General features: G+C 70.4%; 15 protein-coding genes. 11 read left to right on the top strand and 4 right to left on the bottom strand.

The window, feature by feature from the left end; genetic code table 11:
- Positions 1-190: 190 nt before the first annotated feature.
- From paaK to HLB44_RS27140, 6 genes are all read left to right on the top strand, one after another.
- A complete protein-coding gene (gene paaK, locus HLB44_RS27165) occupies positions 191-1,501 on the top strand; it encodes a phenylacetate--CoA ligase PaaK (protein WP_173130322.1) in 1,311 nt (436 codons plus the stop codon).
- A gap of 8 nt (positions 1,502-1,509) precedes the next feature.
- A complete protein-coding gene (locus HLB44_RS27160; protein ID WP_173130318.1) occupies positions 1,510-2,178 on the top strand; it encodes a TetR/AcrR family transcriptional regulator in 669 nt (222 codons plus the stop codon).
- Entirely contained in the window at positions 2,175-3,323 is a 1,149-nt protein-coding gene (locus HLB44_RS27155; RefSeq protein WP_173130315.1) for an ABC transporter substrate-binding protein, read from the top strand. Before HLB44_RS27160 ends, HLB44_RS27155 begins: the two co-directional genes overlap by 4 nt.
- Before the next feature lie 91 nt (positions 3,324-3,414).
- Complete coding sequence (locus HLB44_RS27150) at positions 3,415-3,627, top strand: YgaP family membrane protein (RefSeq protein WP_173130311.1); 213 nt, start codon at positions 3,415-3,417, stop codon at positions 3,625-3,627.
- Positions 3,624-4,181: an RNA polymerase sigma factor gene (locus tag HLB44_RS27145; protein ID WP_343051578.1), complete on the top strand. Its 558-nt coding sequence runs from the start codon at positions 3,624-3,626 to the stop codon at positions 4,179-4,181. Before HLB44_RS27150 ends, HLB44_RS27145 begins: the two co-directional genes overlap by 4 nt.
- Positions 4,178-4,429, top strand: a complete 252-nt coding sequence (locus tag HLB44_RS27140) for a hypothetical protein (protein WP_173130308.1) — start codon at positions 4,178-4,180, stop codon at positions 4,427-4,429. The genes HLB44_RS27145 and HLB44_RS27140 overlap by 4 nt, the downstream gene beginning before the upstream one ends.
- Here HLB44_RS27140 and HLB44_RS27135 read toward each other — a convergent pair.
- The gene (locus HLB44_RS27135; RefSeq protein ID WP_173131101.1) at positions 4,426-5,553 is read right to left on the bottom strand and encodes an aromatic ring-hydroxylating oxygenase subunit alpha; all 1,128 of its coding nucleotides are present in this window, start codon (positions 5,551-5,553) and stop codon (positions 4,426-4,428) included. The genes HLB44_RS27140 and HLB44_RS27135 overlap by 4 nt on opposite strands.
- A 281-nt stretch (positions 5,554-5,834) precedes the next feature.
- On the opposite strand from HLB44_RS27135, the gene xseB reads away from it, so the two are divergent.
- The 5 genes from xseB to HLB44_RS27110 all read left to right on the top strand — a co-directional run bounded on the left by xseB (position 5,835) and on the right by HLB44_RS27110 (position 11,026).
- Complete coding sequence (xseB, locus tag HLB44_RS27130; protein WP_173130306.1) at positions 5,835-6,071, top strand: exodeoxyribonuclease VII small subunit; 237 nt, start codon at positions 5,835-5,837, stop codon at positions 6,069-6,071.
- On the top strand, positions 6,068-6,967 hold the full coding sequence (locus tag HLB44_RS27125) for a polyprenyl synthetase family protein (protein WP_173130303.1): 900 nt from the start codon (positions 6,068-6,070) through the stop codon (positions 6,965-6,967). Before xseB ends, HLB44_RS27125 begins: the two co-directional genes overlap by 4 nt.
- Positions 6,968-6,975: 8 nt before the next feature.
- On the top strand, positions 6,976-8,892 hold the full coding sequence (gene dxs, locus HLB44_RS27120) for a 1-deoxy-D-xylulose-5-phosphate synthase (RefSeq protein WP_173130300.1): 1,917 nt from the start codon (positions 6,976-6,978) through the stop codon (positions 8,890-8,892).
- Positions 8,893-8,994: 102 nt separating this feature from the next.
- Positions 8,995-9,786, top strand: a complete 792-nt coding sequence (gene folE2, locus HLB44_RS27115) for a GTP cyclohydrolase FolE2 (RefSeq protein WP_173130297.1) — start codon at positions 8,995-8,997, stop codon at positions 9,784-9,786.
- A 16-nt stretch (positions 9,787-9,802) separates the two neighbouring features.
- Complete coding sequence (locus HLB44_RS27110) at positions 9,803-11,026, top strand: SUMF1/EgtB/PvdO family nonheme iron enzyme (RefSeq protein ID WP_173130294.1); 1,224 nt, start codon at positions 9,803-9,805, stop codon at positions 11,024-11,026.
- Here the strand turns inward: HLB44_RS27110 and HLB44_RS27105 are convergent.
- The 3 genes from HLB44_RS27105 to HLB44_RS27095 are packed head-to-tail and all read right to left on the bottom strand — an operon-like array spanning position 11,023 to position 13,515.
- Complete coding sequence (locus HLB44_RS27105; protein WP_173130279.1) at positions 11,023-12,603, bottom strand: methyl-accepting chemotaxis protein; 1,581 nt, start codon at positions 12,601-12,603, stop codon at positions 11,023-11,025. The genes HLB44_RS27110 and HLB44_RS27105 overlap by 4 nt on opposite strands.
- Positions 12,604-12,618: 15 nt before the next feature.
- Entirely contained in the window at positions 12,619-13,191 is a 573-nt protein-coding gene (locus tag HLB44_RS27100; RefSeq protein ID WP_173130276.1) for an SCO family protein, read from the bottom strand.
- Between the two features lie 9 nt (positions 13,192-13,200).
- Positions 13,201-13,515: a cupredoxin domain-containing protein gene (locus HLB44_RS27095; RefSeq protein ID WP_173130273.1), complete on the bottom strand. Its 315-nt coding sequence runs from the start codon at positions 13,513-13,515 to the stop codon at positions 13,201-13,203.
- Between the last annotated feature and the right edge of the window lie 11 nt (positions 13,516-13,526).

Below are 13,526 nucleotides of genomic sequence, written 5' to 3'. Positions count from 1 at the left end.
GGCCCCTCGGGCCCATCCCGCCCCGCCATCTCCGAGCCTGGGAAAGCCCCTAGTCGGCGCGGGCTTGCGCCGTCCCCACTGCCGCCCCTAGCATCCGACCGTTGCACGACCGACCGGTCGGTCAATGCAACGACCGCGCCTGAACCTTCGCAGGGCAGGGCGCGGAATGCGCGCAGTGCAGGAGAGGCCGATGCCCGTCAAGCGATCACGAGCCGAGGAGCTGGAGCCGATCGAGCGCGCCAGCCGCGATGAGATCGAGGCGCTGCAGCTCGCGCGGCTGCAGGCGACGCTTGTGCGTGCCTACCAGCACGTGCCGCACTACCGGCAGGCCTTCGACGCCGGCGGCGTGCAGCCGGCGGATTGCCGTTCGCTCGCCGACCTGGCGAAGTTTCCGTTCACGAACAAGGCCGACCTGCGCGCGAACTATCCGTTCGGCCTGTTCGCCGTGCCGCGCGAGCAGGTGGCGCGCGTGCATGCGTCTTCGGGCACCACCGGCAAGCCCACCGTCGTCGGCTACACGAAGAACGACATCGACACCTGGGCCGGCCTGATGGCGCGTTCGCTGCGCGCTTCGGGCGCGCGCGCCGGCGACCTGGTGCACGTGGCCTACGGCTACGGCCTCTTCACCGGTGGCCTGGGCGCGCACTACGGCGCTGAAGCGTTGGGCTGCACGGTGATCCCGATGTCGGGCGGGCAGACCGAGAAGCAGGTGCAGCTGATCCAGGACCTGAAGCCCGACGTCATCATGGTCACGCCGAGCTACATGCAGGTGATCATCGAGGAGTTCCGGCGCCAGGGGCTCGATCCGCGCGCGATGTCGGTGCAGATCGGCGTGTTCGGCGCCGAGCCGTGGACCGAGGCGATGCGCGCCGAGATCGAGGCCGGCGCGGCGATCGATGCGGTCGACATCTACGGCCTGTCCGAGGTGATGGGCCCGGGCGTCGCCAACGAGTGCATCGAGAGCAAGGACGGGCCGGTGATCTGGGAGGACCACTTCCTGCCCGAGATCATCGATCCGGAGACCGGCGCGGTACTCCCGGACGGATCGGAGGGCGAGCTCGTTTTCACCACGCTGACCAAGGAGGCGCTGCCGCTGATCCGCTACCGCACGCGCGACCTGACGCGTCTTCTGCCGCCGACGTCGCGCAGCATGCGGCGCATGGCCAAGCTGGTCGGCCGCAGCGACGACATGCTGATCATCCGCGGCGTCAACCTGTTCCCGACGCAGATCGAGGAGCTGGTGCTGCAGCACGGCGCGCTCGCCGGCCAGTACCAGCTGGTGGTCAGCCGCGAGGCGCTGCTCGACGAGCTGACGGTGCGCTGCGAGCTGCTGCCCAGCCAGGCCCAAACAGCCGACCGCGCGGCGATCGCCGCCGTGCTGCAGCAGCGCATCAAGGACCTGATCGGCGTCAGTGCGCAAGTCGATGTCGGGCTGCCGGATTCGATCGAGCGCACGCTGGTCGGCAAGGCGCGGCGCGTGATCGACCGGCGGCCCCGCTGAAGCCCCGCATGGCCCGCGTCCGCAGTGCCGGCTACGACGACCAGCGCGAGTTGATCCTTGCGCAGGCGGCCGCGCTCTTTGCACGTCAGGGCTACACGGCGACCTCGATGAACGAGGTCGCGGCCGCGTGCGGCATCTCGAAGCCGACGCTCTACCACTACGTGCGCGACAAGCACGAGCTGCTGCTGCGCGTCGCCGAAGCGCACATCGCGCGGCTCGAGGCGCTGGTGGCCGATGTCGCGGCCACGGCGCTGCCGCCGCGCGAGCGGCTTGCGGCGCTGATCACGCGCTTCGTGATGGCGTACGCCGACGCGCAGCACGAGCACCGCGTGCTGACCGAGGACGTCAAGTTCCTCGACGGCGAGGCGCGCGAGCGGGTGCTCGGCGGCGAGCGGCGCGTCGTCGCCGCGTTCGCGCAGGCGGTGCGGGCGCTGCGGCCCGAGCTCGGCGACGCGGCGCTGGCGACGCCGCTGACGATGCTGCTGTTCGGCATGATCAACTGGATGTTCACCTGGCTGAAGCCCGACGGAGCGCACAGCCACGCGGCGATGGCGCCGGTGGTGGTCGACCTGTTCCTGGGCGGGCTCGCCGCGGTGCAGCCGCCGCCCGAGGCTGCGGCGCGCCAACGGGCCGAATCCCGACGTTCGACGATGACGAAGAAGGAGACCCTGCCATGAAGACCCTCCGCTCGCTGCTCACCGCCGCCGCGCTCGGCGCCACCGCGCTGCTGGCACAGGCCGACGTCACCGTCGGCGTCACGCTGTCGGCCACCGGGCCGGCCGCTTCGCTCGGCATCCCGGAGAAGAACACCATCGAGCTGATGCCGCGCACGATCGCCGGCCACAAGATCACCTACATCGTGCTCGACGATGCGTCGGACACGACGGCCGCGGTGACCAACGCGCGCCGGCTGATCACCGAGAGCAAGGTCGACCTGATCATCGGCTCGACGACGACGCCGAACTCGCTGGCGATGCTCGACGTCGTCTCCGAGAGCCAGACGCCGATGATCTCGATGGCGGCGTCGGCACGCATCGTCGAGCCGGTCGATGCGAAGCGGCGCTGGATCTTCAAGACGCCGCAGAACGACATCATGATGGCGCTGGCGATCGCCACGCACATGGCCGACCACGGCATCAAGTCGGTCGGCTTCGTCGGCTTCGCCGATGCCTACGGCGAAGGCTGGCTGCAGGAGTTCGGCAAGGCCGCGGGCCTGAAGGGCATCACGCTGGTCGCCACCGAGCGCTACAACCGCACCGATTCGTCGGTCACCGGCCAGGTGCTGAAGCTGGTCGGCGCCAATCCGCAGGCGGTGCTGATCGCCGCCTCGGGCACGCCGGCCGCGCTGCCGCAGAAGACGCTGAAGGAGCGCGGCTACAAGGGCGCCATCTACCAGACACACGGCGTCGCGAACAACGACTTCCTGCGCGTCGTCGGCAGCGATGGCGAGGGCACGCTGCTGCCGTCGGGGCCGGTGCTGGTCGCTGCGCAACTGCCGGCGACGCACCCGGCGAAGAAGACGGCGCTCGACTACATCGCCGCCTACGAGGCCAAGCACGGCAAGGGCAGCGTCTCGACCTTCGGCGCCCATGCCTGGGACGCGGGGCTGCTGATGCAGGCGGCCGTGACGGCGGCGGTCAAGAAGAGCCAGCCCGGCACGCCCGCGTTCCGCGCCGCGCTGCGCGATGCGCTGGAAACGGTGAAGGAAGTCGCCGGTGCGCATGGCATCTTCAACATGTCGCCCAACGACCACAACGGCCTCGACCAGCGCGCCCGCGTGATGGTCAGGATCGAGAAGGGCGCCTGGGCCTACCAGCCCTGAGGAGAAATTTCTGGCCGGCCTGAATCCTTTTGCGCGTTTCGCCTCTCCTTGCCCGTGATGCCCATCGAAACGGGCAGATCGAGGTGAAGAGATGCTGTATCGCAAGAACATGGGCGGCAAGGAACGCGCGGCGCGCCTGCTGGGCGGCGCGCTGATCGTTGGCTGCGCGTTGACGCAGATCGGCTTCACGCCGCTCGGCTGGGTGCTGGCTGCCAGCGGCGTGGTGGCCGGGCTGACGGCGCTGTTCGGCTTCTGCCCGGCCTGCGCGATGGCCGGCCGGCGGCCGATCGAGGAGCGCCGGTGATCCGGCCCGACCGCGCGCTGTTCGTCGCCGCCCAGGCCGGCGACCCGGTCGCGCTCGACCGCCTGCTGCGCGAGCTTCAGCCCGACATCCGGCGCTACGCGCGCCGCCAGTGCCACCGCGCCTCGGCGATCGAAGACGTGGTGCAGGAGGCCTTGCTGGTGCTGTACCGGCGCGTCGGCAAGGTGCGTGATCCGCTGGCGCTGGCGGCGTGGATCTTCCGCGTCGTCACCCGCCTGTGCATGCTGCCGGTGCTGGGCTTCCTGCGCGGCGTGGAAGCGTTGACCGAGCGGCACGAGGCCGAGTATTTCGCCCGCCTGCCGACGGACGAGCTGCGCCTGGACCTGGTGCGCGCGCTCGAGTCGCTGCCGGCGATGTACCGCGACGTGATCCTGCTGCGCGACATGGAGCAGCTGACGATCAGCGAAGCCGCCGCCTGCCTGGGCATCACGCGCGAGGCGACCAAGAGCCGCTTGCTGCGGGCCCGCGCGCTGGTGCGCGAGTTCCTGGGTCCTGATGCACGGGACGCACGGGATGCCCGGGAGGTGCGCCGATGATCAAGGCCCTCGGCAAGAGCCCCGCCGGCCTGTTCGCGACGCGCACGATCGGCGGCCACCTCGTGCGCGGTGCCGTGGCCTTCGGCCTGCTCGCCTTCGCCATCGGCCAGCAGCACGCGCACGGCGCGCTCTCGCTCGGCGCCGGGCTGCTGGCGCTGGTGGTGATGCGCGGCTGCCCGATGTGCTGGGCGATCGGACTGGTCGAGACCGTGCAGCAGCGCTGGTCGGCCGGCCAGCACCGCGTCTAGCGCCCCATCCCCATCTCGCGCCGGTACCACTCGTGAAAGGCGCGCATGCCGTCTTCCATCGGCGACTGGTACGGCCCGGCCTCGTCGTCGCCGCGCTCGAACAAGGCCTTGCGGCCGGCGTCCATGCGCTCGGCGATCTCGTCGTCCTCGATGCAGGTCTCGAGGTAGGCGGCTTGGCCCGCCTCGACGAACTCGCGCTCGAAGGCGACGATTTCCTCGGGGTAGTAGAACTCGACGACGTTGAGCGTCTTCTGCGGGCCCTTGGGGTAGAGCGTCGACACCACCAGCACGTGCGGGTACCACTCGACCATGATGTTCGGGTAGTAGGTCAGCCAGATCGCGCCGTGCTTCGGCGGCTGGCCGCCGTTGAAGCCCAGCACCGCGTCGTGCCAGCGCCGGTAGGTGTCGCTGCCGGGTTTTTGCAGCGCCTGGTGCACGCCCACCGTCTGCACCGAGTGGTGGCGGCCGAACTCCCATTCGAGGTCGTCGCAGCTGACGAAGCGGCCGAGCCCCGGATGGAACGGCCCGACGTGGTAGTCCTCGAGGTAGACCTCGATGAAGGTCTTCCAGTTGTAGTGGCACTCGTGCAGGTGCACCTTGTCGAGCACGTAGCCCTCGAAATCGAGCTGCGCGCGCGGACCGATCCCGGCCAGCTCCGCGGCGACGTCGCGGCCGTTGTCCTCGAACACCAGGCCGTTCCAGTTCCGCACCGGGTAGTTGTTCAGGTGCAGGCAGGGGTCGTGGTCGAAGTGCGGCGCGCCGAGCAGCTGGCCCTGCAGGTCGTAGGTCCAGCGGTGCAGCGGGCAGACGATGTTCGACTTCGTATTGCCGCGCCCGCGCAGCATCACCGCCTGGCGGTGCCGGCAGACGTTGGAAATCAGCTCGACGCCCTGCGGCGTGCGAACGAGCGCGCGGCCCTCGCCTTCGTGTGCCAGCGCGTAGTAGTCCCCCACCTCGGGCACCGCCAGCTCGTGCCCGAGGTAGCGTGGACCGTGCTGGTAGATGAGCTCCATCTCGCGACGAAACAGCTCGTCTGCGAAATAGGTGGATACGGAAAGCTGCGTGACGGGTCGCGCAAGGCTGCGCGACGCCAGAGCTTCGAGACTGATGCTCAGGTCCGACATGATCCCCAGGATCTCCAGAAAGGATGTCATACCCCCCACCCGGTGGCCCCGCGGGATGGGTTAGTTCAACGATGATGAAATCGGCCGCCGGGAGCGACGCCCACGAGCGACCGAGCCGGGGATTGTAGCCGGGGGGTCCGAGGCGGGGTCTGTATGGGATTGCCGCCGGGCCGTTCCCAAGGCAGTCGCTCCCCTCGGGGGACCGGCGCGCGCAGCGCGCCGTAGGGGCTCCAGGGGATACCAACCCGTAAAATCCCTCGCTTCGCCCCGAACACCGACTGATGACCGATTCACTGCCGTCCCCCCAGGCCGAGGCCCCGCGCTACGAAGACGCGCTGGCCGAGCTGGAGCGCCTGGTGCAGGCGATGGAAGGCGGCCAGCTGCCGCTGGACCACCTGCTCGACAACTACCGCCGCGGCGTCGAGTTGCTGGGCTTGTGCCGCGAGCGGCTGCAGGCCGTCGAGGCGCAGGTGCAGGTGCTGGAGCAGGGACAGCTGAAGGACTGGGCGCCGGAATGAACAGCGCGGCCCGAGCCTCCTTCGAGGCCTGGATGCGCCAGGCGCTGCGCGATGTCGAGCAGGCGCTCGAGCGCTGGGTGCCTGCAGATGCGCCGGCGGGCCTGGGCGAAGCGATGCGCTACGGCGTGCTCGATGGCGGCAAGCGGCTGCGGCCGCTCTTGGTGCGCGCGGCGGCGGAGGCGGTCGACGGTGCACCGGAGGCAGCGTTGCGGGCCGGCGTGGCGGTCGAACTGATTCATGCTTATTCACTGATGCACGACGACATGCCGTGCATGGACAACGACGTGCTGCGCCGGGGTAAGCCTACTGTGCACGTGCGCTACGGCGAAGCCGGCGCGATGCTCGCCGGCGATGCGATGCAGGCGCTGGCCTTCGAGGTGCTGACGCCCGAGGACGGCAGCCTGCCGCCCGCGCTGCAGGCGCGCCTGTGTGCGCTGCTCGCGCGCGCCGCGGGCCATGCCGGCATGGCCGGCGGCCAGGCGATCGACCTGGCCAGCATCGGCAAGCCGCTGGGCGAAGCACAGCTGCGCGACATGCACCACCGCAAGACCGGCGCGCTGCTGCAGGGCAGCGTGCTGATGGGCGCGGCCACCGGCGTCGCGACCGAGGCCGCGTGGAACGCGCTGGCGGAGTACGGCGATGCGATCGGCCTCGCGTTCCAGGTCGTCGACGACATCCTCGACGTCACGCAGGCCTCCGACAAGCTCGGCAAGACGGCAGGCAAAGACCTCGACCAGGACAAGCCGACCTACGTCACCGTTCTCGGGCTCGATGCCGCCCGGTCCGAGGCGCGCCGCCTGCACGTTCAAGCCCTCGCCGCCCTCGACCGCAGCGGCCTCGCCGCCTGCGAACACCTGCGCCTCCTGGCCGACATGGTGGTCGACCGCGAACACTGAAAGCCGCCATGGCCACGCCCCTGCTGCAAACCATTCACACGCCCGCGGATTTGAGGCGCTTGTCGCGCCCCGAGCTGCGCACGCTGGCCAGCGAGCTGCGCCAGTTCGTGCTCGACAGCGTCAGCAAGACCGGCGGCCACCTGTCGTCGAACCTGGGCACCGTCGAGCTGACGATCGCGCTGCACTACGTCTTCAACACGCCCGCCGATCGCATCGTCTGGGACGTCGGCCACCAGACCTATCCGCACAAGATCCTCACCGGCCGGCGCGAGCGCATGGGCTCGCTGCGCCAGATCGGTGGTCTGTCGGGATTTCCGCGCCGCGACGAGAGCGAATACGACACCTTCGGCACCGCGCACTCGTCGACCTCGATCTCCGCCGCGCTCGGCATGGCGCATGCGGCCAAGCTGAAGGGCGAGAACCGCCGCGCGGTGGCGGTGATCGGCGACGGTGCGTTGACCGGCGGCATGGCCTTCGAGGCGCTGAACCACGGCGGCGCGCCGCATGGCGTCGGCCCGGCCGACCTGCTGGTGATCCTCAACGACAACGACATGTCGATCTCGCCGCCGGTGGGCGCGCTGAACAAGCACCTGGCGCGGCTGATGAGCGGCAAGACCTACAGCGCGGTGCGCGAAGGCGCGAAGAGCGTGCTCAAGGGCACCCCGCTGTACGAGTTCGCCAAGCGCTTCGAGGAGCACACCAAGGGCATGGTGGTGCCCGGTGCGATTTTCGAGGAGCTCGGCTTCACTTACGTCGGCCCGATCGACGGCCACGACCTCGACTCGCTGATCCCGACGCTGGAGAACCTGCGCGACCGCAAGGGCCCGCAGTTCCTGCACGTCGTGACCACCAAAGGCTACGGCTACAAGCTGGCCGAGGCCGATCCGGTGCAGTACCACGCCGCCTCGGGCAAGTTCGATCCGGCCGAGGGCTTCAAGAAGCCCGCCACCGCGCCGAAGCCGAGCTTCACGCAGATCTTCGGCAGCTGGCTGTGCGACATGGCCGAGGCCGACCTGCGCCTGGTGGCGATCACGCCGGCGATGCGCGAGGGCTCGGGCCTGGTCGAGTTCGAGAAGCGTTTCCCGGCGCGTTACCACGACGTCGGCATCGCCGAGCAGCATGCGGTCACCTTCGCCGCCGGCCTGGCCTGCGAGGGCCTGAAGCCGGTGGTGGCGATCTACTCGACCTTCCTGCAGCGCGGCTACGACCAGCTGATCCACGACGTCGCGATCCAGAACCTGCCGGTGACCTTTGCGCTCGACCGCGCCGGCATCGTCGGCGCCGATGGCGCAACACACTGCGGTGCCTACGACATCGCCTACCTGCGCTGCATTCCGAACCTCGCGGTGCTGACACCGGCCGACGAGGCCGAGTGCCGGCGCGCATTGACCACCGCGTTCCGGCGCGAGCAGCCGGCGGCGGTGCGTTATCCGCGCGGCGCTGGTGCCGGCAAGCAGCCCGAAGCGCAGCTCGACGAGCTGCCCTGGGGCCGCGGCGAGATCCGCCGCGAGTCGTCGACCGTCGCCGGCGCGGGCAAGCGCATCGCGCTGCTGGCCTTCGGCACCGTGCTGTACCCGGCGCTCGACGCGGCGGCCAAGCTCGACGCGACCGTCGCCAACATGCGCTTCGCGAAGCCGCTGGACACCGCGCTGATCGCCGAGCTCGCCCGCACGCACGACGCGCTGGTAACCATCGAGGAAGGCTGCCTCGCCGGTGGCGCCGGCAGCGCGGTCGGCGAGTGCCTGCATGCCGCGGGGCTGGCGGTGCCGCTGCTGTCGCTCGGCCTGCCCGACCAGTTCATCGAACATGGCGACCCGGTCAAGCTGCTCGCGCTGCAGGGCCTGGACGCCGCCGGCATCGAACAATCGGTGCGCCAGCGCTTCGGCATCCACCTGACACTGGTGCGGCCCGCCGCCAACCACTGATGGCCCCCGAGCCGACGCCACTGACGCCCCGGCGACATGCCCCCGCCGTGGCGCGGTTACAGAATTGATGCCAAGCTCCCGGACCGGCCCCCGGAAGAACCCATGACCAACCTGACCGACGCCCTGCACATCCCCGATACGCAAAGCGAACGTGACCAGCGCCACCTCGCGATCCAGCGCGTCGGCATCAAGGACGTGCGCTGGCCGGTCACGTTGCGCGTCGCCGGCCACGACCAGGACACGGTGGCGATGTGGGACCTCGATGTCGCGCTGCCGGCCGACCAGAAGGGCACGCACATGTCGCGCTTCGTCGCCTGGCTCGATGCGCAGGACGAGGCGATCGATGCGGCGAAGCTCGAGGCCGGGCTGGGCGGGATGCTCGACAAGCTGGGGGCGACCGAGGGCCGCATCGAGGCGCGCTTTCCGTTCTTCCTGCGCAAGCGCGCGCCGGTCTCCGGCGTGCAGAGCCTGATGGACTACCAGGGCCGCTGGATCGCCGAGGCGCGCGCCGGCGTGACTGCTGTCTGGGCCGAGGTCGGCGTGCCGGTCAAGAGCCTGTGCCCGTGCTCGAAGGAGATCTCCGACTACGGCGCGCACAACCAGCGCTCGCTGGTGACGATTCGCGTCGAGCTTCAAGCACCGATCGAGTGGCACGAGCTGGTGCGCTTCGCCGAGGATTCGGCCTCCAGCGAGCTGTGGCCGCTGCTCAAGCGTGCCGACGAGAAGTGGGTCACCGAGCGCGCCTACGAGAACCCGAAGTTCGTCGAAGACCTGGTGCGCGACGTCGCGCTGAAGCTCAATGCCGATGCGCGCATCGGGCGCTACAGCGTCGATGTCGAGAACTTCGAGTCGATCCACAACCACAGCGCCTACGCGCGCATCGAACGCGGCTAGAAGAACCTTTGAAGCGATGAGCTCCACGCGCTTCATCGCCGCCGATATCCACGATGCCGCCGCGATGCGGCAGGCCGGCGCCGACCTGTTGTCGCTGGCGCTGCTCGATGCCCGCAACCGCACGCTGCAGTGGCTGACGCTGTTCGATGGCGTCGCCGCGCAGACCACGCCGCCGGTCGAGTTCGACCCACCGGCCTGGCTGATCGGCCAGGCCGGGCGCTTCCAGGAGCTGTGGATCTCGCGCCACCTGCAACGCGGCCGCGGCGAGGCCTGCGACCACCCAGGCGTGCGGCTGTCGACCATCGATCCGGTGCTCGACTGGTGGCTCGATCCGGCCGCCGGCACGCGCGCGCAGCGCTGGGCCGGCAGCGTACCGGGAGCCGAGGCGATGCGCGCCTACCTTGCCGAGACGCTGGAAGGCACGCTGGAGCTGCTCGACAAGGCCGAGGCCAGCGACCCCGGGCTGTACTTCTTCCGCATTGCGCTGGCGCACGAGGACCGGCTTGCCGAGACGCTGGCCGAGGTGGCGCAGCACCTGGGACTGGCCCTGCCGCCGGGCCTGGCCGCCGAACTGCCGGTGCGTGCGCGCCGTGATGCGCTGTGGTTCCCGTCGCAGCGCGTGCAGCTGGGCACGCCGCCGGGCGGCTTCGTTCCCGACGGCGAGCGCCACGCCCACGAGCTCACGCTGCCCGAGTTCGAGATCGACGCGCAAGCCGTCTGCTGGGCGCAGTTCGCCGAGTTCGCCGAGGACGGCGGCTACGACGACGAGGCCTGGTGGAGCGCCGAGGGCTGGCAGTGGTTGCAGGCCGATGGCCGGCGCGCGCCGCGTTACGTCGAGCAGCTCGGCGGCGGCGTGCTGGTGCATCGCGCCGGCCGGCTGCAGCGCGTGCCTGGCGTGCAGGCGGTCCTGCACCTGAGCGTGCACGAGGCCGAGGCCTGGTGCCGCTGGGCCGGCCGCCGGCTGCCGACCGAGGCCGAGTGGGCCTGCGCCGTGGCGGCCACCGGTCGCGGCTTCGTCTGGGGCGATGTGTTCGAGTGGGTGGCCGGCCGCGCGCGCGACTTTCCCGGCTACCGGCGCGGCCCGACCGGCGAGAACGCATTGCCCGACCAGCCCGGCTGGCGTGTGCTGCGCGGTGCGTCGTACTGGACCGCAGCGCGCCAGCGCCATCCGGCGGCGCGGCGCTTCCTGCCGCCGACAATGGACGCGGCTTTCGCCGGCTTTCGCAGCTGCGCGATCTAGGCGACTTCGAGCCGGAAGCGGTTCACCAGCTCCTGCAGCCCCTGTGCCTGCTCGCGCAGGCTTTCGGCCGCGGCGGTGCTCTGCTCGACGAGCGCGGCGTTCTGCTGCGTCACGTCGTCGATCTGGCGCACGGCGGCGTTCACTTCGCCGAGGCCGCTGCTCTGGCTGGAAGCCCGGGAACAGATGTCGCCGACCACCGACGACACGCGTTCGACGTCGGCGACGATCTCGCGCATCGCCGAGCCGGCGCCTTCGGCAAGCTTGCTTCCGGCCTCGACCTTGTCGACGCTGTCGCCGATCAGGCCCTTGATCTCGCGTGACGCCGTGGCCGAGCGCTGCGCCAGCGCGCGCACTTCGCTGGCGACGACCGCGAAGCCGCGGCCGTGCTCGCCGGCACGCGCCGCCTCGACGGCGGCGTTCAGCGCCAGGATGTTGGTCTGGAAGGCGATGCTGTCGATCACGCCGGTGATGTCGGCGATGCGCTTGCTGGCCGTCGTGATCTCGCCCATGCGGTCGATCACCTGCAGCACCACGGTGCCGCCGCGGTGCGCGGCCTGGCTTGCCGACGCGACCATCGTGCCGGCCGATTGCGCCGACGCGGCACTGTCGCCGACCGATCGCGTGACCGCGTCCATCGCACTCGCGGTGCGCTGCAGCGAGGCGGCGGCTTCTTCGGTGCGCCGGCTCAGGTGATGGTTGCCGCCGGCGATCTCCTGGCTGGCGTTGGCGATGCTGTCGGCCGACTGCCGGATGCCGGCCACCAGCTCGCACAGCTGGTGCCGCATGTCGAGCATCGCGGTCTGCAGTTGACCGAGCTCGTCCTGTCGCGTCGGCGCCTGCATCGGATGGCCGAGGTCGCCGGCGGCGATGCGTTCGGCCAGCGTGACGATGGCCTGGATCGGCTGCGTGATGCCGCGCGTGATGCGCCAGGCCAGCAGCGCCGCGACGAGCATCGCCACCGCCACGGTGGCGGCGGTCGCTCCCTGGCCCCAGCGTGCCGCTTCTTCCGACTTCTGGCGCGCGCCGTCGAGCTGGCCGAGCTGCAGCCCCTGCGCCTTGGCAATCAGCGCGGCAAAGCTGTTCATGCGCGGGGTCAGCGCGCTGGCGAGCTGCGTCTTCGCGCCGTCGGCCTGGCCGGCCTTCAGCTGGCGCGAAAACTTCAACAGCATGACCAGCGCACCGCTGCTCTGCGTGCCGAGCTCCTCGACCACCGGCGCGAACGGGTCGGCACTGCCTTCGACCGACTTCTGCAACGCCTCGATCTCGCTGCCGATCTTCTGCCGGCCGGCCTCGATGCGTGCCAGCGCGGCGGTGGCCGCCGCCTCGTCGGCGGCGAGCAGCGCGTCGCGCGCCGCGAGGTTGACGCTTTGCACTTCGCGGTCCAGCGCCTGCAGCCGCACCAGCGCCGGAACGCGCCCGTCGAGCGCGGCGGCGAACTGCGCCTGCATCACGCGCGACTGGCCGATCGCCAGCGCACCGATGCCCAGCAGCAGCAGGCACATCAGGCCGAAGCCCAGTGCCAGCCGGGTGCCGAGTCGGCGTACGCTGAGGTGGGTGAGGGCGGACAGGCGCGGCATGGCTCAAGCCTCGATTCAATGCGCGGCGAGGCGCCGCAGGTCGTCGACCAGATGGGCCGACGGGGTCGTGTAGGCATAGACGCGGCTGACGCGGCCACGCTCGTCGAGCAGGTACCACATCGAGCTGTGGTCGACACCGTCGGCGCGCACGCGGGTGCCGACGCCAAAACGCTCGGCGGCGTCGGCGACCTGCGGCGGCGTGCCGGTCAGGCCGATCAGCCGCGCATCGATGCGCCCGAGATGCGTCTTCAGCTCGCGTGGTCCGTCGTTCAGCGGGTCGAGGGTGACGAAGACGATCGGCGGCGCCGCTTGCGCGCCGAAGGCATCGAGCACCTGGCGCGCGACAGCCAGCGCGATCGGACAGGTGGTGCCGCAGCGCGTCAGGCCGAAGAACACCAGGCTCGGCCGGCCAGCGAGGCGCTGCAGGTTGAAGGGGGCGCCGTGATGGTCGACCAGGTCCAGCGCGCCGCCCAGGCCGGCCACCGGCGCGTGGCCGTGTTGCGGCATGGCCTGCAGTGCGGCGGGCACGGCCGCGCCGGCGATGGCAACGGCCAGACCCCGCAGCAGCAGCGTGCGGCGTGTCGGCATCACGGCCTCTTACGGCGCGACGCTGATGACGAGGCGCATGTCCGGATGGATCGCGCACTCGATCTCGAACTTGCCCGCCTTGGCGTAGGTGACCGACTTGGCCTGGCCGTTCGCATAGGTGCCCAGGTCGAAGGGCATCGCATCGCTCAGGCTGAAGACGTTGTGCGAGAACGCGTCGTCGTTGCGGAAGGTGACCTTGTCACCGACCTTGATCGACAAGGTCTTGGCCGAGAAGGCCTTGTCCTTCTGCGTGACGACGTGTTCGGCGGCGCCGGCCGCGAACGGCAGCAGCGACAGGAGGCCGGTGATCAGGAGGTTCTTCATGACGGTACTGC

Source organism: Pseudaquabacterium terrae (assembly GCF_013266755.1).
Taxonomy (GTDB): domain Bacteria; phylum Pseudomonadota; class Gammaproteobacteria; order Burkholderiales; family Burkholderiaceae_C; genus Pseudaquabacterium; species Pseudaquabacterium terrae.
This window is presented reverse-complemented; position numbering and strand designations above follow the sequence as displayed.